General features: G+C 58.6%; 16 protein-coding genes and 1 pseudogene. 10 read left to right on the forward strand and 7 right to left on the reverse strand.

Translation table 11 applies throughout. The annotated features are described in order from the left end of the window. Positions 1-485 (reverse strand): annotated as a pseudogene (locus IGS51_RS20105) (hypothetical protein); the annotation flags it as partial. 170 nt (positions 486-655) lie between these two features. On the opposite strand from IGS51_RS20105, the gene IGS51_RS20110 reads away from it, so the two are divergent. The 3 genes from IGS51_RS20110 to IGS51_RS20120 all read left to right on the forward strand — a co-directional run bounded on the left by IGS51_RS20110 (position 656) and on the right by IGS51_RS20120 (position 2,842). Next, positions 656-1,183 (forward strand): hypothetical protein, encoded by a 528-nt coding sequence (locus IGS51_RS20110; RefSeq protein WP_297080557.1) that lies wholly within the window; start codon positions 656-658, stop codon positions 1,181-1,183. 107 nt (positions 1,184-1,290) lie between these two features. After that, a complete protein-coding gene (gene panB / locus IGS51_RS20115; RefSeq protein WP_297080558.1) occupies positions 1,291-2,082 on the forward strand; it encodes a 3-methyl-2-oxobutanoate hydroxymethyltransferase in 792 nt (263 codons plus the stop codon). Positions 2,083-2,386: 304 nt separating this feature from the next. Then, on the forward strand, positions 2,387-2,842 hold the full coding sequence (locus tag IGS51_RS20120; RefSeq protein WP_297080559.1) for a hypothetical protein: 456 nt from the start codon (positions 2,387-2,389) through the stop codon (positions 2,840-2,842). A gap of 166 nt (positions 2,843-3,008) precedes the next feature. Here IGS51_RS20120 and IGS51_RS20125 read toward each other — a convergent pair whose 3' ends face one another. The 5 genes from IGS51_RS20125 to ruvA form a co-directional block, all read right to left on the reverse strand. After that, on the reverse strand, positions 3,009-5,279 hold the full coding sequence (locus IGS51_RS20125) for an amylo-alpha-1,6-glucosidase (RefSeq protein ID WP_297080560.1): 2,271 nt from the start codon (positions 5,277-5,279) through the stop codon (positions 3,009-3,011). Between the two features lie 247 nt (positions 5,280-5,526). Beyond that, positions 5,527-6,588, reverse strand: coding sequence for a 3-deoxy-7-phosphoheptulonate synthase (gene aroF / locus IGS51_RS20130; RefSeq protein WP_297080561.1), 1,062 nt, complete (start codon positions 6,586-6,588; stop codon positions 5,527-5,529). Positions 6,589-6,906: 318 nt separating this feature from the next. Beyond that, a complete protein-coding gene (locus tag IGS51_RS20135; RefSeq protein ID WP_367279390.1) occupies positions 6,907-7,542 on the reverse strand; it encodes a PAM68 family protein in 636 nt (211 codons plus the stop codon). Between the two features lie 64 nt (positions 7,543-7,606). Then, positions 7,607-7,876 (reverse strand): 30S ribosomal protein S15, encoded by a 270-nt coding sequence (gene rpsO / locus IGS51_RS20140; RefSeq protein ID WP_172353874.1) that lies wholly within the window; start codon positions 7,874-7,876, stop codon positions 7,607-7,609. A gap of 57 nt (positions 7,877-7,933) precedes the next feature. Then, positions 7,934-8,560: a Holliday junction branch migration protein RuvA gene (ruvA, locus tag IGS51_RS20145; RefSeq protein ID WP_277772235.1), complete on the reverse strand. Its 627-nt coding sequence runs from the start codon at positions 8,558-8,560 to the stop codon at positions 7,934-7,936. A gap of 229 nt (positions 8,561-8,789) precedes the next feature. Between ruvA and IGS51_RS20150 the strand changes: the two genes are divergently transcribed. From IGS51_RS20150 to IGS51_RS20180, 7 genes are all read left to right on the forward strand, one after another. Further along, positions 8,790-10,130, forward strand: a complete 1,341-nt coding sequence (locus IGS51_RS20150) for a TldD/PmbA family protein (RefSeq protein ID WP_297080563.1) — start codon at positions 8,790-8,792, stop codon at positions 10,128-10,130. A 449-nt stretch (positions 10,131-10,579) separates the two neighbouring features. Next, on the forward strand, positions 10,580-11,491 hold the full coding sequence (locus tag IGS51_RS20155) for a hypothetical protein (RefSeq protein WP_297080564.1): 912 nt from the start codon (positions 10,580-10,582) through the stop codon (positions 11,489-11,491). A 219-nt stretch (positions 11,492-11,710) separates the two neighbouring features. Further along, positions 11,711-14,398: an ATP-dependent chaperone ClpB gene (gene clpB, locus IGS51_RS20160; RefSeq protein WP_297080565.1), complete on the forward strand. Its 2,688-nt coding sequence runs from the start codon at positions 11,711-11,713 to the stop codon at positions 14,396-14,398. Positions 14,399-14,410: 12 nt separating this feature from the next. After that, entirely contained in the window at positions 14,411-16,159 is a 1,749-nt protein-coding gene (locus IGS51_RS20165) for an NAD+ synthase (RefSeq protein ID WP_297080566.1), read from the forward strand. A gap of 183 nt (positions 16,160-16,342) precedes the next feature. Further along, positions 16,343-17,011: a hypothetical protein gene (locus tag IGS51_RS20170; protein WP_297080567.1), complete on the forward strand. Its 669-nt coding sequence runs from the start codon at positions 16,343-16,345 to the stop codon at positions 17,009-17,011. Positions 17,012-17,118: 107 nt separating this feature from the next. Further along, positions 17,119-18,066: a histone deacetylase gene (locus tag IGS51_RS20175; RefSeq protein ID WP_297080568.1), complete on the forward strand. Its 948-nt coding sequence runs from the start codon at positions 17,119-17,121 to the stop codon at positions 18,064-18,066. 213 nt (positions 18,067-18,279) lie between these two features. Further along, positions 18,280-19,884, forward strand: a complete 1,605-nt coding sequence (locus IGS51_RS20180; protein WP_367279391.1) for a transglutaminase domain-containing protein — start codon at positions 18,280-18,282, stop codon at positions 19,882-19,884. A 7-nt stretch (positions 19,885-19,891) separates the two neighbouring features. Here IGS51_RS20180 and mrdA read toward each other — a convergent pair whose 3' ends face one another. Beyond that, the gene (gene mrdA / locus IGS51_RS20185; protein ID WP_297080570.1) at positions 19,892-21,682 is read right to left on the reverse strand and encodes a penicillin-binding protein 2; all 1,791 of its coding nucleotides are present in this window, start codon (positions 21,680-21,682) and stop codon (positions 19,892-19,894) included. Between the last annotated feature and the right edge of the window lie 552 nt (positions 21,683-22,234).

Consider the following 22,234-nt stretch of genomic DNA (forward strand, 5'->3'; position numbering starts at 1 on the left):
TGCCGAGCGGCGGGCTGCACAGTCGCCCAAACCTGCTGAACCGCCATCCACAGGCGGCGACCCAGCGATGGCGCAACCGGGACAGGCGGCGCACCTGGCTCTGTGCGGACGAGGGCACTGCTGTCGGCGGCGGCGAGTTCTCCCGGTGGGCGATCGCCCAGGGAGGTCTGGGCCCGTCTGGGCGGTGCTTCTAGGGCAGCAATCCACCCCTCTAACAGCCGCACATTCGCCCGCAGCAGCCCAATCAACAGCCGCTTGCCCAGCCCCACGTATTCCGTCTGCAAATCTTGCAGCGAGGGCGGCCCATAGCCCGGTTCAACGTTCGTGGGGGGTTTCTCTGGCGGTTCCGGCGGGTTATTGGGCGAGTTGGACGGTGGGGGCGGCTCCTGAGTCATGGCGCTGGGCGTAACCTTTGCAATGGGTTCACGGCGTTGGGCGTAGCGGTGGGTCGTGGGCAGTTTCGCAGTCCACCGGGCAGGTGACACAGCCGCAAGGAAACGCGATAGAGTTTTACAGGCGGCGTGCGCGATCCCAGAAGACACTATACCGCCTGGGCGAACGGCAACTTGGCAGATCACCAAAGAACTTCACGGATTCACGCTGTTTTCCCGTGTATCTCTCTGTGTACTTTTTTTGTACGTCCTGGAGATCAATCATGAGGCGATCGCTCCCCGCGCTACTGGGTTTTACGCTAGGTTTTCCGCTGATTCCGATGCTGATCGCGGGCTGTGCCCCGTCGCTGGCGGGGGCCCCCATTCCCGTCGATCAGGTGGTCAGCCAACTGCGTCCCCAAACGCCAATTCCGATTTTTCTGCCGGACGCAGTGCCGGGGATGGAGGAGGTGTATGTCCACGCCTATGGCGACGAAGACAGCTACGGCGTAGATTTTGACTATGTGGCCGACTGCAACGGCGCGACGGCCTGTAGCTATGGCGGAACTTGGGCGCAACGCTATGAGGGCACGATGACTCCGGCAGAGATCCTCGGCATTTCGGAAACGGTGGAAGCTGTGGCCCTGAACAACGGCGTGAGCGGGCAATATGCCAACACCTGCGGAGCCTATTGCGTGGCGACGGTGATGTGGCAGGCAGATGGTATTCTCTACGGCGTGAGCATCAAAAACGGCGAAAAAGAGGCGACCATTGCGCTGGCCAACGGGGCGATCGCCGCGGGGCCTCGATAATCCCAATTCGGGCTACTGCGCCAGACGAAACCTCTCCATCTCCACCCTCTACCGCCAGCCTCACCGCCGCCCTTAACCACCAACCTCAACCTCGGAGTTTCCGAATCATGGGCGTGACCACCCAACAGCTCAGCCGATTCAAACGTGACGGTCGCCCGATTGTGGTGCTGACGGCGTGGGATTTTCTGATGGCGCAAGTGTTAGATCGAGCAGGCGTGGATGTGATTTTGGTGGGCGATTCGCTGGCGATGGTGGCGCTGGGCCACGAAACCACGCTGCCGCTGACGCTGGAGGATATGCTGCACCACACGAAGGCAGTGCGGCGCGGCGTAAAAAATGCGCTGGTGGTCTGCGATTTGCCGTTTATGACCTATCAGGAGAGCGTGGCGCAGGCCATGCACTCGGCCGGGCGCGTGCTAAAGGAAACTGGAGCGCAGGCTGTGAAGCTAGAAGGTGGCCATCCCGGCATGCTAGAGACGGTAGAACGGCTGACGCAGGCAGGCATTCCCGTGATGGCCCATGTGGGGCTAACGCCGCAGTCGGTGCATCAGTTTGGCGGTTTTCGCAAGCAGGGCACGACGGCAGAGGCGGCTGAGCGAATTTTGCAGGAGGCGATCGCCCTAGAATCGGCCGGCGCGTTTTCCATCGTGCTGGAACATATCCCGGCTGACCTGGGGCTGCAAATTTCCCAAAAGCTGACCATCCCCACCATCGGCATCGGCGCAGGCCCCCACTGCGACGGCCAGGTTCTCGTCACGCCCGACCTGCTGGGCCTGTCAGAATGGCAGCCCCCCTTCGCCAAACCCTACACCAACCTGCGGGACATCATTACCCAGGCGGTGCAGACCTATGCGGCGGAGGTGCGAGAGCAGCGGTTTGGAGATTCTCCCAACGCATAAAGTTCGCCAGAGCATAAGTTCGCCAGAGCATAAGTTCGCCAGAGCATAAGTTCGCCAGAGCATAGCGCTCGCCAGAGCATAAAGATTTTTCTAGTTTCATTACGGCCAGGGTTGCGATTTGCCGAATCTGTGCCGATGGATCGCAGAATGAGGGGAAAGCGCAACACAAACTTCAACACAAACTCAGGACTTGCGCCCTTGCGATAAGCTCTTTGGGTTTTGGACGATTTCTCGCGGGTGCAGTCTGCGAGAAATCGTCCAACTGCGTAAGTCCTAAAACTACCAACGCAAACTATAGAAACTCATGATCATTGCAGCCACAGCGCCCGATTTGGGGGCCGAAGATTATCTGGTGGTGGGTCTAGCGACCTGTTTTCTGAAGGCAGATGGGGAGGTGCATACGGTAACGGTTGCGGAGCCGATTCCCTCGGCCGCGCTAGAGGCGATCGCCCGTGGCATTCCCACCTCCTACACGCAGGCCGTGGCGACGACGCTGGGGGCGGTGCTGTCGGGCGAGGAGCCGCAGCTCCCTGCGGGCTTTCCGGCAGACACGCAGTTTTGCGATGAGTTTGCCGCGAGGGCGATCGCCGCAGCCCGCACCTACAAGGTTCGTCCCGTAGCCAAGTCGCTGATTCCCCTGGGCACGGTTCGCACTGATTTCAACCATTCCACCGAGCGCAAGCGCGTGCTAAATTCTGACCGCCTGGTCAAGCCCGAAGACAACGTGAAGCAGCACGCCTACACGCATCAGGTGCTTTAGGAATTGCGGCTCTCGCAGTTCCAAAGAAATCGGTGGCTCCCATTAATTTTCCCAAGTGGATTTGCCAGGGGAATTGCTGGAAGCCCGCCGCAGCTTGACGGGCAATCCAAAATCGCCAGTCCAAAATCGCCAGTCCAAAATCGCAAATCCAAAATCAGAATCAACCCTACGCCTCAATAACTACGCGCAGGTTGCCGCGCTTTTTCACCACGCGGCAGGCCGTGGCGCTGCCCACCCGCTCAAATTCCAGATCCAGCAGCGTTTGACCAATCCGCAGGTTGTGCAGCGACAGGCGATGCATCGTGTCGGGCAGGGCCGGATCGAGAATTCGCAGGCAGTTGTTGGGCGCATCGGGCACCAGATTTGCCATCGTCAGCAAAAGCTGGAAGATGGAACCCGTGGCCCAGGCCTGGGGCGAACAGGCAACGGGGTACTGCACGGGGCTGTTGTCTGCGGTGCGCTCATAGCCACAAAAGAGTTCGGGTGGGCGCTGGTAGGGCTGGCGCAGGGTCATGTCGAAAATGCCCTGGGTGACTTCGAGGGCCTGGTCAATGAGTCCGAGCGATCGCAGCCCCAGCACCGTCATGCTGTTGTCGTGGGGCCAGACGGAGCCGATGTGATAGCCCATTGGGTTGTAGGCAGGCGACAGGCTGCTGAGGGTGCGGATGCCCCAGCCGTTAAACATGTCGGGTGCTTGCAGCCGCTCGGCCACGCTCAGGGCTTTGTCCTGGTCGAGAATGCCCAGATTCAAGCAATGGCCAGGGTTGGAGGTGATGCTATCGACTGGGTTGCCCTCTCCGTCTAGCGCCAGGGCGCAAAAGTCTAGGTCGTTCATCCAAAAGTCGCGGTTAAACCGTCGCTTGAGGTCTTGCGCTTCTTCCAGCCAGCGATCGGCCAGGTCGATGCGCTTTTTCAGGCGGGCGATTTCTGCCAGCCGCACCTTTGCGGCATAGACGTAGGCCTGCACTTCGCAGAGGGCGATCGCCCCTTCGGCCAGTTCGCCCCGGCGGTTCACAATGCAGTTGCCAGAGTCTTTCCAGCCCTGGTTTTGCAGCCCGCGAGAGGAGCGCCGCACATAGGCCAGATAGCCCGTCTCCTTGAGGTTTTCGTCAATCCACTCCATTGCCGCCAGCGCGTTGGGCCAGAGTCGCTCTAGGGTTTCCTGGTCATGGGCCCAGGCGTAGTATTCGGCGTAGAGCATGAGCCACAGCGGCGTTGCGTCTACTGTGCCGTAGTAGGGCGTGTGGGGAATTTCCTGGCAGCGGGCCATTTCGCCCAGGCGCAGCTCGTGCAAAATTTTTCCGGGCTGTTCGTCGCGCCAGTCGTCGTGCTGCTTGCCTTGATAGTGGGCCAGGATGCTGAGGGTGTCGCGGGCAATGGTGGGGTCGAGAATCAGCGTTTGCGAGGCGGCAATGATGGAGTCGCGCCCAAACAGCGTCGAAAACCAGGGTACGCCTGCCGACAGCACCTTGCCCTTGCCGAAGGTCTGCCGCAAAAGGTACACATCCTGCTGCGCCCGCTCAATGATCTGGTTGATGGCCTTGTTGTCACAGCGAATGCGCGTCACCTGCTCGCCCCACTGGGTCTGCTCCAGCAGTTCCGCCGCCTTGGCCTGCATCAGCGTCATGGGTGTGTTGACGGCGGAGGGCGATCGCCCATTCAGCAGCGGTTGCAGCCGATAGCCCAGGGTCAGCGCTTCGTGTGGCTCCAGCGATACTTGCCACAGGGCGGTATAGCCTTTGAGGAAATTAGGCGGCTGGTGCAAAAACTGGATGCGCGATTCTATCAAGCCGCCATCTAGGCCCTGATAGGCCAGAGTTATTTCTGGGGATAGTAATTGGGGCAGCGGCTCCGTTGCGTCGTCCGTTGCAGCTTCCATCACATCCAGCCGATGATCCTGCGCCACCTGAGGCACCAGTCGCAGGCGCTGTCCTCGGCGATCGCGCTGAAAGCCACGAATCTCAAACAAGTCCAGAAAATCAGCATCGAAGCTGAGGCTCAGTTCAAACTGCACGGGTTCGGTGCTGAAGTTCGTCAGGCAGATTTCTTCAAACAACCCGCCGTTTAGCACCAGTTCCCGCTGGATGCCGATGGTTTCCGGCGGAATGGTGTCTAGCTGGGGGTTGGCGCACAGCACCGACAGGACGAATCCCTTGTCGGCGTTGCTGCTGAGGAGGACGGGCGATCGCCCCTCAATCTGCAACTCCAGGCGATTCAAAAAGCGCGTATCCTGGCAAAACAGCCCCAAGCTGCCAATGGAGTCTCCCTCCAAACAGGCTGAAATATTGCCCAGCGTGTCGGTAATTAAAAACAGGTCGTCATCTTTGAGCGTCAGCGTCGGCTGCGGGCGTTCGCTAATGACGCAAGGCCACTCCGGCTGCGGCAGTTGATCCGCAGGCAAAAATTTCCGTCCATCCAGTTCCACAAAGTCAGGCATCGCGCTGGGTTGAACTCAACGGTGAAAGAACATTCGTAAAAACGCTCCCGGTTAAGTTCGATTTTAGTCGCAGCGCTGGCCGGAAGTCGTCTGCCAATCCGAAGATCTGCTCACTCTTATTACTTGTAGGGGCGATCGCCTATTGGTACGTACACCTCTTGGCGATCGCCCCCAAGCCAACTTTTTGAGCAAGCCACCTTTTTAGAGCAAGTCAACTTTTTGGGCAAGCCAACTTTTCAGGCAGCCCCTAGGCCAGGACGGGCACGGGATTAGCTTCCCAGCGATTGACCGCATTGCCAATGATCGATAGCTCCTGCATCAGTCGGTCAAAGCGCTCCGGCGTGAGCGATTGCGGGCCATCGGACAGCGCCTTCGATGGGTTAGGGTGAACCTCAATCATCAGGGAGTCCGTTCCGGCGGCGATCGCAGCCATTGCCATCGAGGGCACATATTCCGACTTGCCCGTGCCGTGGCTGGGGTCGATCATGATGGGCAGGTGAGTGAGCGATCGCAGCACCGGAATGACTGCCAGATCGAGGGTGTTGCGGGCGTACTGATTGTCGAAGGTGCGGATGCCGCGCTCGCAGAGGATGACGTTGGGATTGCCCGCCGCCAGAATATACTCTGCCGCCATCAGCCACTCGTCAATCGTGGCAGACATGCCCCGCTTCAGCAGCACGGGCTTGTCCTGAGCGCCCACCTTCTTGAGCAGCGAGAAGTTCTGCATGTTGCGTGCGCCGACTTGCACAATGTCGGTCACTTCGCAGATTTTTTCCAGATCTGCGGCATCCATGACTTCGGTGATGATGCCCAGGCCGGTTGCATCTTTGGCCGCTTGCAGCAGTTCCAGGGCGCTTTCGCCGTGCCCCTGAAAAGCATAGGGCGAGGTCCGCGGCTTAAACGCGCCACCCCGCAGAAACTTTGCGCCCGCAGCTTTCACGCGACGAGCCGTTTCCACAATCATGGTTTCGTTTTCAACAGAGCAAGGACCTGCCACCACGACCAACGGCGCAAAGGCGCTGAAGGTCACTTGGCCATTGGGCGTGGGCACGACGACTTCGCTGGGTTCACCGTGGCGATATTCCTTGCTGACGCGCTTGTAGGGCTTTTCGACCCGCAGCACTTGCTCGATCCAGGGACTCAGGTCTTGGAGTTGGAGTGCGTCCATCTCGGCGGTTTCGCCCACCAAACCCACCACGGTTTTGTGTTTGCCGACAATTTTTTCCGGTGTCAGGCCCATCTCGCGAAACTCGGCACTCAGGCGGTCGATTTCTTCGGCGGGCGCTTCGGGCTTCATCACCACAATCATGGGAAAATCCTGCTTACTTTGAATGATTCAAGAAAGGTTAAAAGTCCTGCGGCTCTGGGGTTTAGTCAGAGCGTTTGGGTTGCGTTTAGCTCCGGGGCTGGGTAACGTCCGTAGAGCAGACATCGCCCAAAAACATGACTAGTTTAGAGTATTCAATGCTACGGAAACGGCAGACTGGCAGGTTAACTTCAGTTAAGAGTTCTAAACGCCACACGCCAAAATCCAAAGGCCTAGTGCTGGGCTAACGCTAGCGCTTATTTTAGGCAGCCCAAAAGACAAAAACCACCCTCCGGTTGGGTGGTTTCTGCGATGAGGCGTTTAGGACTGAGGGCGCTGCGATCGCCATGCTGCAATGGTGCGTCCCAGATTGGTGCGAAACTCCGACGCGCCCAGCAAGCTGCCCGGTTCATCTTCCCAGGAAGCCGAAAACAGCCCATAGCTCAACCCCAGTACGCCCAGCCCAAAAAAGCCCAGGCTGACCAGCAGCACGGCGGAGGTGGGCAAGTCCAGAAGGTGCTGGCTGACGATGTAGTAGCTAACGACGAAGGTGGCGATCGCCAAAAACGAGGGCACGCCGCAGAAAATCGCCATGCGCCTGGCCATTCGCTTGCTCACTGCATCAGGAATCGCCATCGATGTGCGGGTTGCCGCAGCGTTCTTGGCAGAATTACCAGACGCACCCCCCGACGCTCCTGCTTTTAGCGGCGTTGCCTTGGGGGTTGCCTTCGCGGCCGCTTTCGAGGCAGATTTAGGCGCTTTCTTCGGTTCCGCTCCTGTCTCTGGCTTTTTACCAGCATCGGTGGATGCTTCGGATTTTTTCAGGCGCTTTTTCGGCTCGAACGGCAAGGCCTTACGAGTCGAAGCGTCTGAGTTGGAAGAATCAGAACTAGGCGGAGTAGAAGATGCCATAAAGAAAACCTGTCCTAACCGCAAGGGGTCAGCCAGCCGCGCCATCTGGCCCAGCGAATCGATTCGCAAGATCTTAAACTTTAGACGCGAAACCCTTAGCCGCGAAACCCTAGCCGCGAATGCCTAACTTGCCAATCAGAGCGCGATAGCGATCTTGATCGTGCTTTTGGATGTAGGCCAGCAGGCGCTTGCGCTGACCGATCATTTTCAGGAGACCCCGACGAGAAGCGTGGTCTTTCTTGTTCTCTTTGAGGTGGGCGCTGAGGCGGTTGATGCGCTCGGTCAACATTGCCACCTGAACATCTGCCGATCCAGTGTCGGTTTCGTGGATTTGGTAATCAGAAATAATCTGCTGCTTGCGCTCTTGCAGGAGTGCCATTGGGGTCGTCCGGTGAGTATCAATACAATCAACGATTGTATCACAGGGTTTAGGGGTCTATTGGCTCAGCCAGGCGATCGCCTCTCGAATCCACTGCTCTGCGTCGGCATTTTTCGCCAGCGCCGTCTTTTGTCCAACCGCCCGCAATGCCTGCATAATTTCGCCGCTGGAATAGCCCAACGCCAGCAGCGTTAGTTCCACATCTTCTTGCACGCTGCCCACGGGCGCGGCATCTGGGGTTGTGGACAGTCCTGATTGGGTGCGCCAGTCTGCCAGCTTGGTCTTTAGCTCTAGCGCCAGCCGCTCCGCCGTTTTTGCCCCCACCCCTGGCGTGCGCGACAGCATCCGCGTGTTGCCCGACACAATTGCCTGCACCAGGTCTTGCAGCCCCATGCCGTCCAGCAGCGCCATTCCCAACTGCGGCCCCACGCCGCTGACGCTGATTAACTGCCGAAACAGATCTCGCTCCGCCAGCGACTCAAACCCGTACAACACAATTTGATCCTCCTTCACTTGCTGATGGGTAAAGACCTGCACCACTTCGCCCATACCCGGCAGCGATTGCAGCATTCGCGGCGTGATTTGCAGGTCATAGCCCACCTGATTCACGTCTAGGGTCAAGATGACGCGGTTGCTTGGAAGTTTTTGCACAGCGGCGATCGCGCCTTTTAGGTAGCTAATCATGGGGAAATGGCGGGAAGAAGAGGGAAGAGGGAAGAATGAAGAGAGAAAAACGAAGAGGGAAGAACGAAGAGGAAAGAATGAAGAGAGAAAAACGAAGAGGGAAGGCTTGGGAGATGCCTAAGAATTTTCGTTTTTCGCTCTTCGTTCTTCGTTCTTCTCCCTTCCCTTCTATCCCCCTGCGATACACTTTAGGAAAACTTCCCAAAAAACTTCCTAAAATACTCCCGCCATGCCGATTCTCGTCAGCGATCTTGCCAACCAGGTTCAAGAGTCTGCCCATCGCCTGGGAATTCAGAAATACGACATCTACGGCGCGTCGGTCGATGAAACCAGCGTCCAGGTGGATCAGGGCGAACCCAAGCAGGTGAAAGCGTCCCAGCGATCGAGCGTGACGGTGCGCGTGTGGAACCATGAGGGTACGCTGGGCATTACTTCGACGACCGACGTTGACCCGACGGGACTGGAGCTGGCGCTGAAGACAGCCTACGATGCCAGCTTTTTTGGCATGAAGGAAAACGTGCCCGACTTTAGCCCAGAGGCTACCGCTCCTCTGGCAGGACAAGAAGAGGATCGCGTTTCGCCTGCATCGGTGTCTGACCTGATTGCAGCGCTGATTGCAGCCGAGAAGGAACTGCTGGCGGCTCATCCGGCGATCGCCTCTGTGCCCTATAACGGTCTGTCGCAGCGGGACATGGAGCGGTTCTATCTGAACAGCGAAGGCGCAGTGCGGCGGCAGGGGCAATCGGTTGCGTCGATCTACCTCTACAGCAAGACGGAGCAGGAAGGCAAAAAGCCCCGCAGCGCCGGGTCTTTTGAGGTGAGCCGGGGGCTGGAGCAGTTGGATGTCCAGAAGTGCATTCGGGAAACGGCGGAGAAGACGATCAGCCACCTGGATTACGAAAAGATCCCCACCGGAAAGTACCGGGTCGTGCTGTCGCCCGATGCCTTTTTGAGCCTGATTGGGGCGTTTTCTAATCTGTTTAACGCGCAGAATATTCTCGATCGGCAGAGCTTGTCTACGCCAGAGTCGTTGGGGAGTGCGATCGCCTCTCCGTTGCTCTCGCTGTATGACGACGCGCTGCATCCAGAAAATATTGGCGGCGAACTGTTTGATGGCGAAGGCACGCCCACGCGCCGCGTCTCGCTAATTGACCAGGGCGTGTTGACCAGCTTTTTGCACAGCGCAGGCACGGCCAAACGGCTCAACGCCCAGCCGACGGGTCACGCCAACATGGGCGCAAAGGTGACGGTCGGCAGCCATTTTTACCATGTCTTGCCGGGGATTGCCGACTCTGCTTTCGACCTCAGCACGGCTGATAATGTTGTATTCATCGATGACCTGCACGCGCTCCATGCCGGGGTGCAGGCGCTCCAGGGTTCCTTCTCGCTGCCCTTTGATGGCTGGCTGATTCGCGATGGTCAGCGCACCAGCATTGAATCCGCCACAGTCGCGGGCGATTTTCGCCAACTCCTCAAGTCCATCATCCACATCGAGCCAGAACTGGAACGAGTCGGCGCTGGACTCAGCCCCCGCGTGTGGGTTGAGGAACTGTCGATTACAGGTGAATAGGGTGTCGGGAGTCTCTACTCGCTCTCCTTGTCACCCCCGATTCCAAATCGATTCCGAATCTCTGACAGAATCTTTGACATTTAACTCCTGATTCTGGGGAATCTCGCTCATTTGCGTCAGACCTGGATAATATTGAGAGCAACTGCTGTGGGATGTAGAAACCGCGTAATGCGGAGTCATCGCGCAGGGTTCCGGTCTTTTTGACCTAATGCGGGGAACGTAGCCCAGTCTAGGCTGAGGGTGTAGAAGCATCAGGTCTGCACCAGAGCTTGGGCTGGGCGTTGGTGCTGGATTGCAGGTTGTGTCTTGTGTCGATTCTCGATTTTAGATTTGCGATTTTGGATTATCAGTCAAGGGGCGGCGGGACTTCCAGCAATGTCACCCATAGCGCCCCTTGGGAGGATCGATATTAGGCAGGATTTTGGGCAGTGTGAGTGAGGAGCGAAACAATGAATGGTTGGGTTGCGTGGGGGCTTTCCCTGCTCTTGCCCTTGGGAAGCATAGCTGTTGTGGGTGGTGATTGTCTTCTGGGTTGTGGAAGGGCGATCGCCCAGCCTTCACCAGCCATCGATTCGCCAGAGTTTCCGGAGTCGTCCTCCATAGGGCGGCCACCCGGGCCCTACGTGCTTCAGCTTTCGGACGTGGCAACCGAATTTCCGCTATCCCTGGAGCAGGTGCGGTTTGAACCGGGGCCGCTGACGGACTCGGTGCAGGGCCAGCGGCGGGCCGCGCGGCCCTATCGACCAGATCAGCCGCCCTATCTCAACGGCGAGCCATCCCATCTGGTCTATCAATTTCAAGTGCCCAGCCCAGCCGCGGGAATCGCAGTGCCGCCAGGGACGCTTAAGATTTACTCCGTCAGCGGGCTGCGGGCAATGTATGTGGGCTATCGCCAAGAGCTACAGGCGATGAACCAGGTGATTAACGGACTGCGAACCATCTTGACCCAGCGCCCGTTCTACATTAACCGCCCAATCGCCGTGCTGCCGCCTGTTTCGGGAGACGAAGTGCTGCGATCGCAGATGGAGTATCTCCGCTTTGGGGAAGGCAGCGGGCTGCGTTTCGTCGGGGTCTACAAGTACGACGTTAGCCCCATCTTGAGTAACGAACTGGTCTATATCTTTCAGGGACTGACCACCGACGGGCGCTATTACGTGTCCTTTTCGCAGCCGCTGCTAACGTCCGTATTGCCTGCCACAGCACCGCTCACGACAGATCAGTACGATGCGTTTGTGGCGGAGTATGAAATCTATCTGCGGCGGGTGGCTCAGCAGCTCAACTTGCAAGATAGCAATGGCTTTTTCCCGAACCTGACGCTGCTGGATAATCTCGTGCGATCGCTCCGAATTCAGCCTCGGTAGAATCACGCTTGCGATCGCCCCTTACACGTCTGCTGCATTAGCGTCCTGTTTTTGAATGCAGGCAAACCGGAGGCGGCTTCCGTACACTAGAAGTAGGTGAAAGTTAGCCCAAAAGGTTTGCAGGAAATGGCATCCAGTCTCCTTCCTCAAAAGCCTGGCGGAACACTCACGTTACAATAGAGAACACCCTGAGCGGCTATTCAAGGATTTATTTTTAACATGCAGCCAACCGATCCCGGTAAATTTACGGAAAAAGCGTGGGAAGCGATTGTCAAATCGCAGGACGTGGCCCGCAGCTACCGTCAACAAAATCTGGAAGTCGAGCATGTGGCGATCGCCCTGCTAGATCAGGAAGGCTTGGCAAATACCATTCTCGATAAGGCCGGCATGGAATCGACCCGCCTACGGCAGCAGCTAGACTCCTTCGCCGCCCGCCAGCCCAAGGTCAACACCAACGACCTCAGCCAGCTTTTCCTGGGGCGCGGCCTGGATACATTTTTGGACAGGGCCGAAGAGGCCCGCAAGGTGTTCCAGGATGACTACATCGCGGTTGAACATCTGGTTTTGGCGCTCTGCGAAGATGACCGCGTGGGTCGCCGTCTGTTCAAAGCTGCGGGCATTGAGGCCAAGCAGTTGGAAACCACCATCAAGAGCGTGCGCGGCAGCCAGCGCGTTACCAGCCAGTCGCCAGAGTCGCAATACAAGGCGCTGGAGAAATACGGGCGCGACCTGACAGAACTGGCCAAGGCGGGCAAACTCGACCCGGTGATCGGGCGCGATGAGGAAATCCGGCGCGTGGTGCAAGTCCTGTCTCGACGTAGCAAAAACAACCCCGTGCTGATTGGCGAACCGGGTGTGGGCAAAACGGCGATCGCCGAGGCCCTGGCCCAGCGCATCATCAACGGCGACGTGCCCGAATCCCTCAAAAACCGCCAGTTGATCAGCCTGGACATGGGTTCCCTGATTGCCGGAGCCAAGTATCGCGGCGAGTTTGAGGAACGGCTGCGGGCCGTGCTGCGGGAAGTCACCAATTCTGAAGGCCAGGTGGTGCTGTTTATCGATGAACTGCATACCGTCGTGGGCGCAGGTTCCTCCTCCGGCACGACGGATGCCAGCAACCTGCTGAAGCCCATGCTGGCCCGAGGCGAACTGCGCTGCATCGGCGCGACGACGCTGGATGAATATCGCAAGCACATTGAAAAAGATGCCGCTTTGGAACGCCGCTTCCAGCAGGTCTATATTGGTCAGCCAACGGTGGAAGATACGATCTCAATCCTGCGGGGGCTAAAGGAACGCTATCAGGTGCATCACAACGTCACCATTACCGACTCGGCGCTGGTGGCGGCGGCGGTCTTGAGCGATCGCTACATTTCTGACCGCTTCTTGCCCGACAAAGCCATCGACCTGGTAGACGAAGCCGCCGCCAAGCTCAAGATGGAAATCACTTCCAAACCCGTTGAGCTAGAAACCATCGATCGCCGCGTCCGCCAGTTGGAGATGGAAAAGCTCTCGCTCGAAAGCGAAGGCGTGCGGCTAGGGGTTAACAGCGCCGCCTTTCGTCCTTCCAAAGACAAGCTAGAGCGCATCGCGGAGGAAATTACTCAACTCAAACAAGAACAGCAGACCCTCACCGTTCAGTGGGAGTCGGAAAAGAAAATCCTGGAAACCATCAAAGCCCTGCGTGAAGAGGAAGAAAAGCTCCAGCGACAAATCGAAAAAGCCGAGCGCGACTACGACCTCAACACCGCTGCTCAGCTTAAGTACGGACGGCTGGAAGCAGTGCATCGGGAGCTAGAAGAAAAAGAAGCCAGCCTGACGGAGGTGCATACTGGCGCAGGCAAGGCTCTGCTCCGGCAGGAAGTGACCGATTCCGACATTGCCGAAATCGTTGCCAAGTGGACGGGCATCCCGGTGAACCGCCTGCTGGAAACCGAGCGGCAAAAGCTGCTGAACCTAGAATCCTTTTTGCATCAGCGGGTGATCGGGCAGCATGAGGCGGTGGCGGCGGTGGCTGCTGCGATTCGTCGCGCCCGCGCCGGGATGAAAGACCCCGGTCGTCCCATTGGCTCCTTTATGTTCTTGGGGCCCACAGGGGTCGGCAAAACGGAACTGGCCCGCGCCCTGGCCGAGTGTATGTTCGACTCAGAGGATGCGCTGGTGCGGCTGGATATGTCGGAATACATGGAGAAGCACTCTGTCTCGCGGTTGGTGGGTGCGCCGCCGGGGTATGTCGGCTATGAAGAAGGCGGGCAACTGACTGAGGCGATTCGTCGCCGCCCCTATTCCGTCGTGCTACTGGATGAGGTGGAAAAGGCGCATCCTGACGTGTTCAATATCCTGCTGCAAGTGCTGGACGATGGACGCATTACTGATTCTCAGGGGCGCACGGTGGATTTTCGCAATGCCATCGTGGTGATGACCAGCAACATCGGCAGCGAGCATATCCTGGACGTGTCGGGCGACGATTCCAAATACGAGGAGATGCGAAAGCGGGTGATGGACGCACTGCGAAACCACTTCCGCCCAGAGTTCCTTAACCGGGTAGACGACATCATCCTGTTCCACGCCCTCAGCCTCAAGGAACTGCGGCAGATTGTGGGCATCCAGCTTCAGCGCATCCATCGCCTGCTGGCGGATCAAAAGCTGCGGATGGAACTCACGCCGGACGCGCAAAACTACATCGCCGATGCGGGCTTCGACCCGGTGTATGGCGCACGGCCGCTAAAGCGGGCCATCCAGCGGGAGATCGAGAATCCGCTGGCGACCAAGTTGCTAGAAAACGCTTTCTCAGAGGGCGACACGATTTTGGTAACGGTGGGCGAACATGGGCTGGTGTTCAGCACGAAGACTACTGCGCCTGCACCGTCGCCTGTTACGGTTTCGCAGCCCGTGGGAATCGATAGCTAGCGGGTTCCAGCCATGAAAATTGCGATCGCCCAACTGAACCCCACCATCGGCGACCTCGCGGGCAATGCCCGTCAAATTCTGGAGGCCGCGCAAACAGCATCGGCGGCGGGCGCACGGCTGCTCCTGACGACAGAGCTTTCGCTGTGTGGCTATCCGCCCCGCGACCTGCTCATGCAGCCCAACTTTTTGACCCGCATGGCGGAAACCCTGGCACAGTTGGCAACAGACCTGCCTGCGGATCTGGCAGTGCTGGTGGGGACGGTGCTGCCCAATCCCGATGCAGTGTATGACGGCGAAAAGCCCCTGTTTAACACCACAGCCCTCCTGCTGGACGGCACGGTGCAGCGCTACTTTCACAAGCGGCTATTGCCTACCTACGACGTATTCGATGAAGACCGCTACTTTGAACCGGGCGAGGAGAGCAGCGCCTTCGAGCTAGACGGCGTGTGGATTGGGGTCACCATTTGCGAAGACCTGTGGAACGACGAGAGCTTTTGGGGCAAGCGTCACTATGAGGTGAACCCGATCGCCGAACTCACACGCCAGGGCGTAGATCTGGTGCTGAACCTGTCGGCATCGCCCTACAGCGTCGGCAAGCAGCACCTGCGGGAAAACATGCTGCGCCACAGTGCCACTCGCTATGGCCAGCCAATTCTCTATGCCAATCAGGTCGGCGGCAACGATGACCTGCTGTTTGACGGATGCAGCTTTGGGCTAAATCGGGCAGGCGAGTTGGTTGTTCGAGCCAAGGCCTTTGAGCGCGATCTGGTGTTTGCTGCATTTGACCCGGCGGTGGGTGAACTGATGCCCCTGCCCGATGCCGTTGCGCCCCTGCCCGACTGCGCCGAGGCGGAAATCTGGATGGCGCTGGTGATGGGGGTGCGCGACTATGGGCGGAAGTGTGGCTTTAGCAAAGCAGTGCTAGGCCTGAGCGGCGGGATTGATTCGGCCCTAGTGGCGGCGATCGCCACGGCTGCCCTTGGCCCCGAAAACGTCCTCGGCGTGCTGATGCCCTCGCCCTACAGTTCCGACCACTCCATTACCGACGCGCTGGATCTGGCGAAAAACCTGGGCATCCAGACCCAGACCCTCCCCATTGCGCCCATCATGCAGGGCTTTGATCATGCCCTAGCAGACCTCTTTGCAGGCACGGAGTTTGGCATTGCCGAAGAAAACCTCCAGTCGCGCATTCGCGGCACGCTGCTGATGGCGATTTCCAACAAGTTTGGACATCTGCTGATCTCGACGGGCAACAAGTCGGAAATGGCGGTGGGCTACTGCACCCTCTATGGCGACATGAACGGCGGCCTGGGGGCGATCGCCGACGTGCCCAAAACCCGCGTCTACTCGATTTGCCAGTGGCTCAACCAGGAGAACCGAGCCGCTTTCGACTCGTCGCTGCTGCTGAAGTCGGCAACGCAGCCCGTGATTCCGCCGCACATCATTACCAAGCCACCCAGCGCCGAACTGAAGCCAGGTCAGGTCGATCAGGATTCGCTGCCGCCCTACGACGTGCTGGACGACATTCTAGAGCGCTTCGTCGAGCATCATCAGGCCCCGGCAGATATCGTGGCGGCGGGACACGACGCGGCCGTGGTAAACCAGGTGATTCGGCTGGTCACTCGCGCCGAGTTCAAGCGCAAGCAGGCCGCGCCGGGGCTAAAGATTACCGATCGCGCCTTTGGCACAGGCTGGCGAATGCCGATCGCCAGTCGCTGGCTGCCCAGCGTGCAGCCCAAAATCCCCCAGCCCGTCGTTTAATTTTCAATAAATCCTGCGGCTGATTTCCCATTTCCGAGAGAATGGCAGAATGATCCGGACGGGCGATCGCGCTCTGAGCGTGATCAGATATGGCGTTTTAGTGAGTGCAGGGTTTTACAGGGCTGCTGTTGCTCCAAAGACTTTAAGGTTCCTGATTGATCGAGAGCGGGTGAAAAACGAGCGATGAAAAAGCAACTGATTTGGCTGGTGGGCATTGTGGCGGGCGTGGCGATCGGGGCGCTGGCGGCGACGGCGCTGTCGGTGCGGCAGGTGTCGCAGGTGCCCGACTGGTATGCGACCGAATCGCCCGCTGCGACCACTACGCCCGACCCAACGCCGATATCGCCCAAAGCCGTCGAACGCCTGGTAACGAGCGGTGCGCCTGTGGAACTAGACGGGCCGCAGGTGAACCAGATCGTGGCAGCGGCGATCGCCCAATCGCCCGAAGGTCGGGAGCTATTGCAAAACGGCTTTAGCACCACTATCGAGGATGGGCAGATCAAAGGCGGCGTGGTGGTGAACCTATCGGAACTGCCGACCGACGGGCTGACTGATCAGGAGCGGGCGGCGCTTGATCGGGTGCTGGCGTTCGTTCCGGCGCTGGGGCGACGCGGCGTGTACCTTGGCATCGAGGGCAACCCCACAGTGCGAAACGGCAAGCTGCGGCTGGATGAAAATATGACCGTAAAAGTTGGCAATCTCAGCCTGCCTGCATCGGTCGTGGCTGGCCAGCTTGGGCTATCGCTGGCGGAGTTGGAAGCCCGCATCAATGCGGAAGTCGAGGCGCGGGGTATTGAACTGCGAGATGTGCGCGTGGAGGGCGATCGCCTGATTATCAACGGTCAGACCTGAGTTTGTGCATCATTGGTTGGTCGCTTTGCTGCGATCGCTCGGTTCAGCCGCTACCCCTCCAGAATAGCGCTGTAGAATCGAGGCATTCCTCCCCAGAGCGCCTTGCCATGTCGCAGTTTCCGATCTTTTATTCCGACGTGTTTTTGCAGCATGACACGGGTTCCTATCATCCTGAAAACGCCGGCCGGTTGCGGGCAGTGGTGGCGGCGCTGCGGCAGGCGGATTGGGCGGATCAGCTTGCGTGGCGATCGCCCACTCCCGTCGATGCTCAGGGCGATCGCCTGATGGCTGCGCTCTATGCGGTGCATCCTCCCGATTACGTGGCCGCAGTAGAGTATGTTGCCACCCACGGCGGCGGGCAGGTCGATCCGGATACGGTCGTGTCGCCGGATAGCTATGATGCAGCGCTGCTGGCAGTGAGCGCTTGGCTGGATGCAGTGGATACGGTATGGCAAACGGGTCGTCCAGCGTTTGCCTTGGTGCGCCCGCCAGGACATCACGCGCTGCCCAGGCGAGGCATGGGGTTTTGCCTGTTTTCCAACGTGGCGATCGCCGCTCGGTATGCGCTCCAGCAGCCGGGAATCGAGCGCGTTGGCATTTTAGACTGGGACGTGCATCACGGCAACGGCACCGAGGCAATTGTAGAATCTGACCCGCGCATTGCGTTTTGCTCGCTGCACGAATATCCGCAGTATCCGGGCACAGGCGCGGCGGGCGATCGCGGCCCACATAACACCGTGCGAAATTTTCCTATGCAGGCTGGCAGCACCCTGGCAGACTATGAGCCGCTGTTTGCGCGAGAAATTGTGCCCTTTTTCCAGGCGTTTCGCCCCGATCTGCTGCTGGTCAGTGCGGGCTACGATGCAACCCATGCCGACCCCCTGGCGCGAATTTGCCTGAACCCTTCCGATTACGGGATTTTCACGCGCTATTGTCTGCAAATCACGCCGCACCTTGCCTTTGGGCTAGAGGGCGGCTATGACTACACCGCGCTGGCAGAGTCCGTTGTTGCCACGATTGAACCCTGCCTGGAACCTGCCAGCATCAGGAGTTAGCCGAAAAACCATCATTTGGATACACACGCCGCTGGGGCCTTTTTCCTATGATGTAAGACGGCTTAATCGGCCTGACCCCTGCTCCTGCATCCCGAACCCTTTATGCTGCTTGAACCTGCCCTATCCAATGCCTCAGAACAGCCGGGAGATTCCCTGGTGATTCAGTCCAACGCAACGACGCTGCACCGCACGGTGCGTCCGGTGGGTGTGTATATGATGCGGGGGCTGGCGCTGCATGAGGGCAGGCTGCTGACGCTAGACGCAGTGCGGGGGTATCTGGTGGCGATCGCCCCCGACAGCGACAGCACGACGATTCTCAACTCCAAACACACCGAGCAATTTCTGGATGGCAGCGGACTGGCGATCGCCGGAGACACGCTCTGGTTCACGCGGGAAAACAGGGTCTATCGCTGCCCCCTCACGGATCTGTCCGGCGATACGCTCACTCCAGACGAGTTTGCAACGCTGCCCTACCCGGCAGATGGCGTGGCGGTCTACGGCAGCGCGGTTTACGTCACTTGCCAGAAGGCGGGCGCAATTTTGATCTACGACGCAGAAACTCAGCGCGAGATTACTCGCTTTGCCGCGCCCGGTGTGGGGATTGAAAATCTCACCTTTCGGGGGGAAGAACTATGGCTGTGCGATCGCCTGGAGCGCACGGTCTACTGTATGGATCGGGCAACGGGCGAATTGCGATTCAGCCTGCTGACCCCCTTCGATAGCCCCAGCGGGCTGGCGTTTTATCCCGATCCCGCAACAGGCGATGAGGTACTGTACGTCGTCTATTCCTTTGAGGAAGCCTACATTCGAGACGACCCCAATAATCCTGAACTGCCCTACGAGCTAACCTTCCGCGATCGCACCTTTCTCCATCCGCTCTATTTCCGCTACGACCCGCAGCAGCACTACACGCTCTCCAACGGGTTTCTGGTAGAAATGATCTACGCGGAGGAGATTTCCCCACTGGATGCGGTGCAGCTAAACGGTCTAGAGTGGCGGATTGCTCTGCCTGCGGAAACGGCTCGCCAACGGCTGCGACAGGTGGAGCCAATCGGCATCCCGTTTACCGAAGAACTGCAAGACGGACAGCGGGTTGCAGTGTTCAAGTTTGACCAACTCCGGCCCCACGAAAGCCATATCTTCGGCTGGAAGGCGCTGCTGGAAGTGCGCGGCATCAAGTACCAGTTCACCTACGACGACGTGGAGAAAATCCCGCCGCTGTCGCTGGAGTTTCAGTCGCGCTATCTGGTCGATGACGATGATTTGGCCATGGATACGCCCGCGATCCGAGCTGCCGCCCGCGAGTCCATTGGCACAGAAACCAACCTGCTCCGCAAAATTCTGAAAATTCGCAACTACGTCTACGATCGCCTCTCCTACAGCATCAAGCCCCATATCGACACACCTGATGTCGCGCTGGAGCGGGGCACGGGGTCTTGTGGGGAGTATGTCGGCATCTTGCTGGCGCTGGCCCGACTGAATGGCATCGCCTGCCGCACGGTCGGCCGCTACAAGTGTCCGCCCTATGCCGATCGCCAGCGGTATCCCCTGGAGCCGGAGTTTAACCACGTCTGGATTGAGTTTTACATTCCCGGTTTTGGCTGGCTGCCGATGGAGTCGAATGTGGACGATGTGGTGGACGGCGGCCCCTACCCCACGCGCTTTTTCATGGGTCTGCCCTGGTTCCATGCCGAAATGGCTAAGGGCATTTCGTTTGAAACCATCAAAACGCCAACCAGCGATGTAGACGTGTCTATCGGGGATTTGGCCATTAACCACGTTCGGTTCACGATTTTGGAGGAGCTACCGCCGCTTTAGCCCCGCCTTACCGCTTGCCAAAATAGGTCTTGAACACTTCATGAGCTACGGGCAGCGCCGCCACGCCGCCGTAGCCGCCGTTTTCGATGACGACGGCGATCGCAATCTGCGGATCGCTCACCGGCCCATAGCCCACGTACATGGCGTTGGGCTTGCGACCAGGGCCGACTTCCGACGTGCCCGTTTTGCCTGCCGTCAGGGGGATGGAGCCATCGGCCAGGCGGCGAGCCGTGCCCTTTTGCACCGTGGCCAACAGTCCTTCCTGAATGGCTTTGATGGTTTCGGGTTTGAGGCCGGCTGACACGGGCTGCACGTCAGGGTGGTTGGTTTGGGAAGCGAGGAGATGGGGCTGGACGCGCTTGCCGCCGTTGGCGATCGCCGCCGTCATCACCGCCAACTCCAGCGGGGTCGCCTGCACCAGCCCTTGCCCGATGGACATGCTGATCGTGTCGCCCAGATACCAGGGTTCGTTGTATAGCGCTTCTTTCTCATCGGGCGTGGGCATCATCCCAATGCTGGCTCCCTCCAGCCCCAGGTGAGGGGTCTCGATGCCGATGCCCAGCGCTTTGCCCCAGCGGGCGATCGCCTCTGGCCCCACCAACATGCCGACGCGAAAGAAAAAGGTGTTGCTACTGTAGGCCAAGGCATCGCGGAAGCCAATCGCTCCAAATCCGCGACGGCTGCTTTCCCAAAACTGATGCCCGCCCACGCTGAGAAACGCCGACGTGCCCACCCGCGCTTGGGGGGAAAACTTGCCCGTTTCCATTCCCGCAGCCGCCGTCACAATCTTGAACGTGCTGCCCGGTGGATATCCCTGGAGGGCCCGATTGAGAAACGGCTGGTCGCCTTTCTGAAGCTGCTGCCACTCCGCTTCGGTGACGCTGCGAGTGAACATATTGGGGTCAAACGTTGGCGAACTGGCCAACGCCAGCACCTCGCCCGTTTTCACATTCAGCACCACCGCTGCGCCGCGCCGCCCGCCCAGCGCCTTTTCTGCCGTTCGCTGCAATTCCAAATCCAGCGTCAACTGGACGGGTTCGCCGCTAATTGAAGGCTGTTCGCCCAGCAAGCGAGATTCCTGACCGCGTGCGTCTACTTCTACCAGCCGCCCGCCCCACTTGCCTTCTAGCTGCGCGTTGGCCAGCCGCTCGACCCCCATCTTGCCCACAATCATGCCGCTGGGATAATCGGGATTGCGGGCCATGTCCTCTTCAGTGGCTTCGCCGATATAGCCCAGCACATGGGATGCAAGCGACCCATTGGGATACCGGCGGCTTGACCCGGTGAGAATTTCCACCCCCGGCCAGCGGGGTAACTGTTCGGCCACGGCCACAAACGTGGTTGGCGAAAGCTGGTTGCCAACGCGCACGGGCAGCAGAGAGGTATAGCCCGCCCTTTCCAGGCGACCAAGAATTTCCTTTGGGCTAACGCCAATCATCGGCGACAAGTGAACGGCAATTTCCTGCCATTCTCTGGGCGAGTGCTGCCGGGGCCAGAGGTAGACGTAGCGGGAAATCTGGCTGGTGGCCAGGAGCTTGCCGTGGCGATCGCTCACGGTTCCCCGGTCGGCCACTAGGGGAATGCGGCGCACCCGATTTTGCTCTGCCAGTTCCCGATTGTGGGCCCCTTCAAAGATTTGCAGTTCGGACAGGCGATAGACAAATGCCCCCATCGCGCCTGTAATCAGCAGCATCAGCACGACAGCGCGATAGACCAGCGGATTTTGCCCACTCGTGGGGTGAACGAGGGACGTGCGGGCAGGAGATTGGCGATAGAAGGTGTAGGTTTTGCCAGCCATAAAGCAGCTTGTCTACAGCAGGGTTCACGAAAGCAGGGTTCACGAACTAGGGCCGCATTCCCACCTTACCGAACTCTTTCCGCCTGAGGAAAGGGGTAAGGATGAACTGTTCATCGGGCCGTAGCGGGTTTGATCAATTTTTGATCAATTTCTGAATTAACCGCTAAATCAGCAATCTCTCTCGTTTCTACAGGACTTTCATGGGTTCCTCCGTGCAATTTTAGAGAAATTGCCACATTGCTGGCAGGTTGCCCTATTCAGGCTATTTTTGAATCATTTCTGAATTATTTCTTGAAATGTTTGGATGAACAGTTGCATCGGCAACAACGGCTAGCGTTCTTGGGCAATTCGTTGCTCTGTCCTCAAGTATTTTTCTATCTACGTCATAGGTAGAATCTACACAGTTGGAGGTGTTCTCGCGGGCTGCGTCTACGAGAAGTCCTCCAAGATCCAGAAAACTGATCGCCGGTGTGTAGGTTCTGATGGAGGTGCTTTGAGTTGCGTGGCACTTGAGCGCGTAGGATGCAGTCTAAGTCTATGATGAGGACGGCA

It is taken from the genome of Thermoleptolyngbya sp. M55_K2018_002 (assembly GCF_015295965.1).
GTDB lineage: Bacteria > Cyanobacteriota > Cyanobacteriia > Elainellales > Elainellaceae > Thermoleptolyngbya > Thermoleptolyngbya sichuanensis.

Coding starts and splice junctions, on each gene's coding strand:
- IGS51_RS20165 (WP_297080566.1), top strand. CDS start 14,411: ATGAAAATTGCGATCGCCCAACTGAACCCCACCATCGGCGACCTCGCG.
- IGS51_RS20180 (WP_367279391.1), top strand. CDS start 18,280: ATGATGCGGGGGCTGGCGCTGCATGAGGGCAGGCTGCTGACGCTAGAC.
- IGS51_RS20150 (WP_297080563.1), top strand. CDS start 8,790: ATGCCGATTCTCGTCAGCGATCTTGCCAACCAGGTTCAAGAGTCTGCC.
- ruvA (WP_277772235.1), bottom strand. CDS start 8,560: ATGATTAGCTACCTAAAAGGCGCGATCGCCGCTGTGCAAAAACTTCCA.
- IGS51_RS20175 (WP_297080568.1), top strand. CDS start 17,119: ATGTCGCAGTTTCCGATCTTTTATTCCGACGTGTTTTTGCAGCATGAC.
- IGS51_RS20120 (WP_297080559.1), top strand. CDS start 2,387: ATGATCATTGCAGCCACAGCGCCCGATTTGGGGGCCGAAGATTATCTG.
- IGS51_RS20170 (WP_297080567.1), top strand. CDS start 16,343: ATGAAAAAGCAACTGATTTGGCTGGTGGGCATTGTGGCGGGCGTGGCG.
- aroF (WP_297080561.1), bottom strand. CDS start 6,588: ATGATTGTGGTGATGAAGCCCGAAGCGCCCGCCGAAGAAATCGACCGC.
- IGS51_RS20155 (WP_297080564.1), top strand. CDS start 10,580: ATGAATGGTTGGGTTGCGTGGGGGCTTTCCCTGCTCTTGCCCTTGGGA.
- panB (WP_297080558.1), top strand. CDS start 1,291: ATGGGCGTGACCACCCAACAGCTCAGCCGATTCAAACGTGACGGTCGC.
- mrdA (WP_297080570.1), bottom strand. CDS start 21,682: ATGGCTGGCAAAACCTACACCTTCTATCGCCAATCTCCTGCCCGCACG.
- clpB (WP_297080565.1), top strand. CDS start 11,711: ATGCAGCCAACCGATCCCGGTAAATTTACGGAAAAAGCGTGGGAAGCG.
- rpsO (WP_172353874.1), bottom strand. CDS start 7,876: ATGGCACTCCTGCAAGAGCGCAAGCAGCAGATTATTTCTGATTACCAA.
- IGS51_RS20125 (WP_297080560.1), bottom strand. CDS start 5,279: ATGCCTGACTTTGTGGAACTGGATGGACGGAAATTTTTGCCTGCGGAT.
- IGS51_RS20135 (WP_367279390.1), bottom strand. CDS start 7,542: ATGGCGCGGCTGGCTGACCCCTTGCGGTTAGGACAGGTTTTCTTTATG.
- IGS51_RS20110 (WP_297080557.1), top strand. CDS start 656: ATGAGGCGATCGCTCCCCGCGCTACTGGGTTTTACGCTAGGTTTTCCG.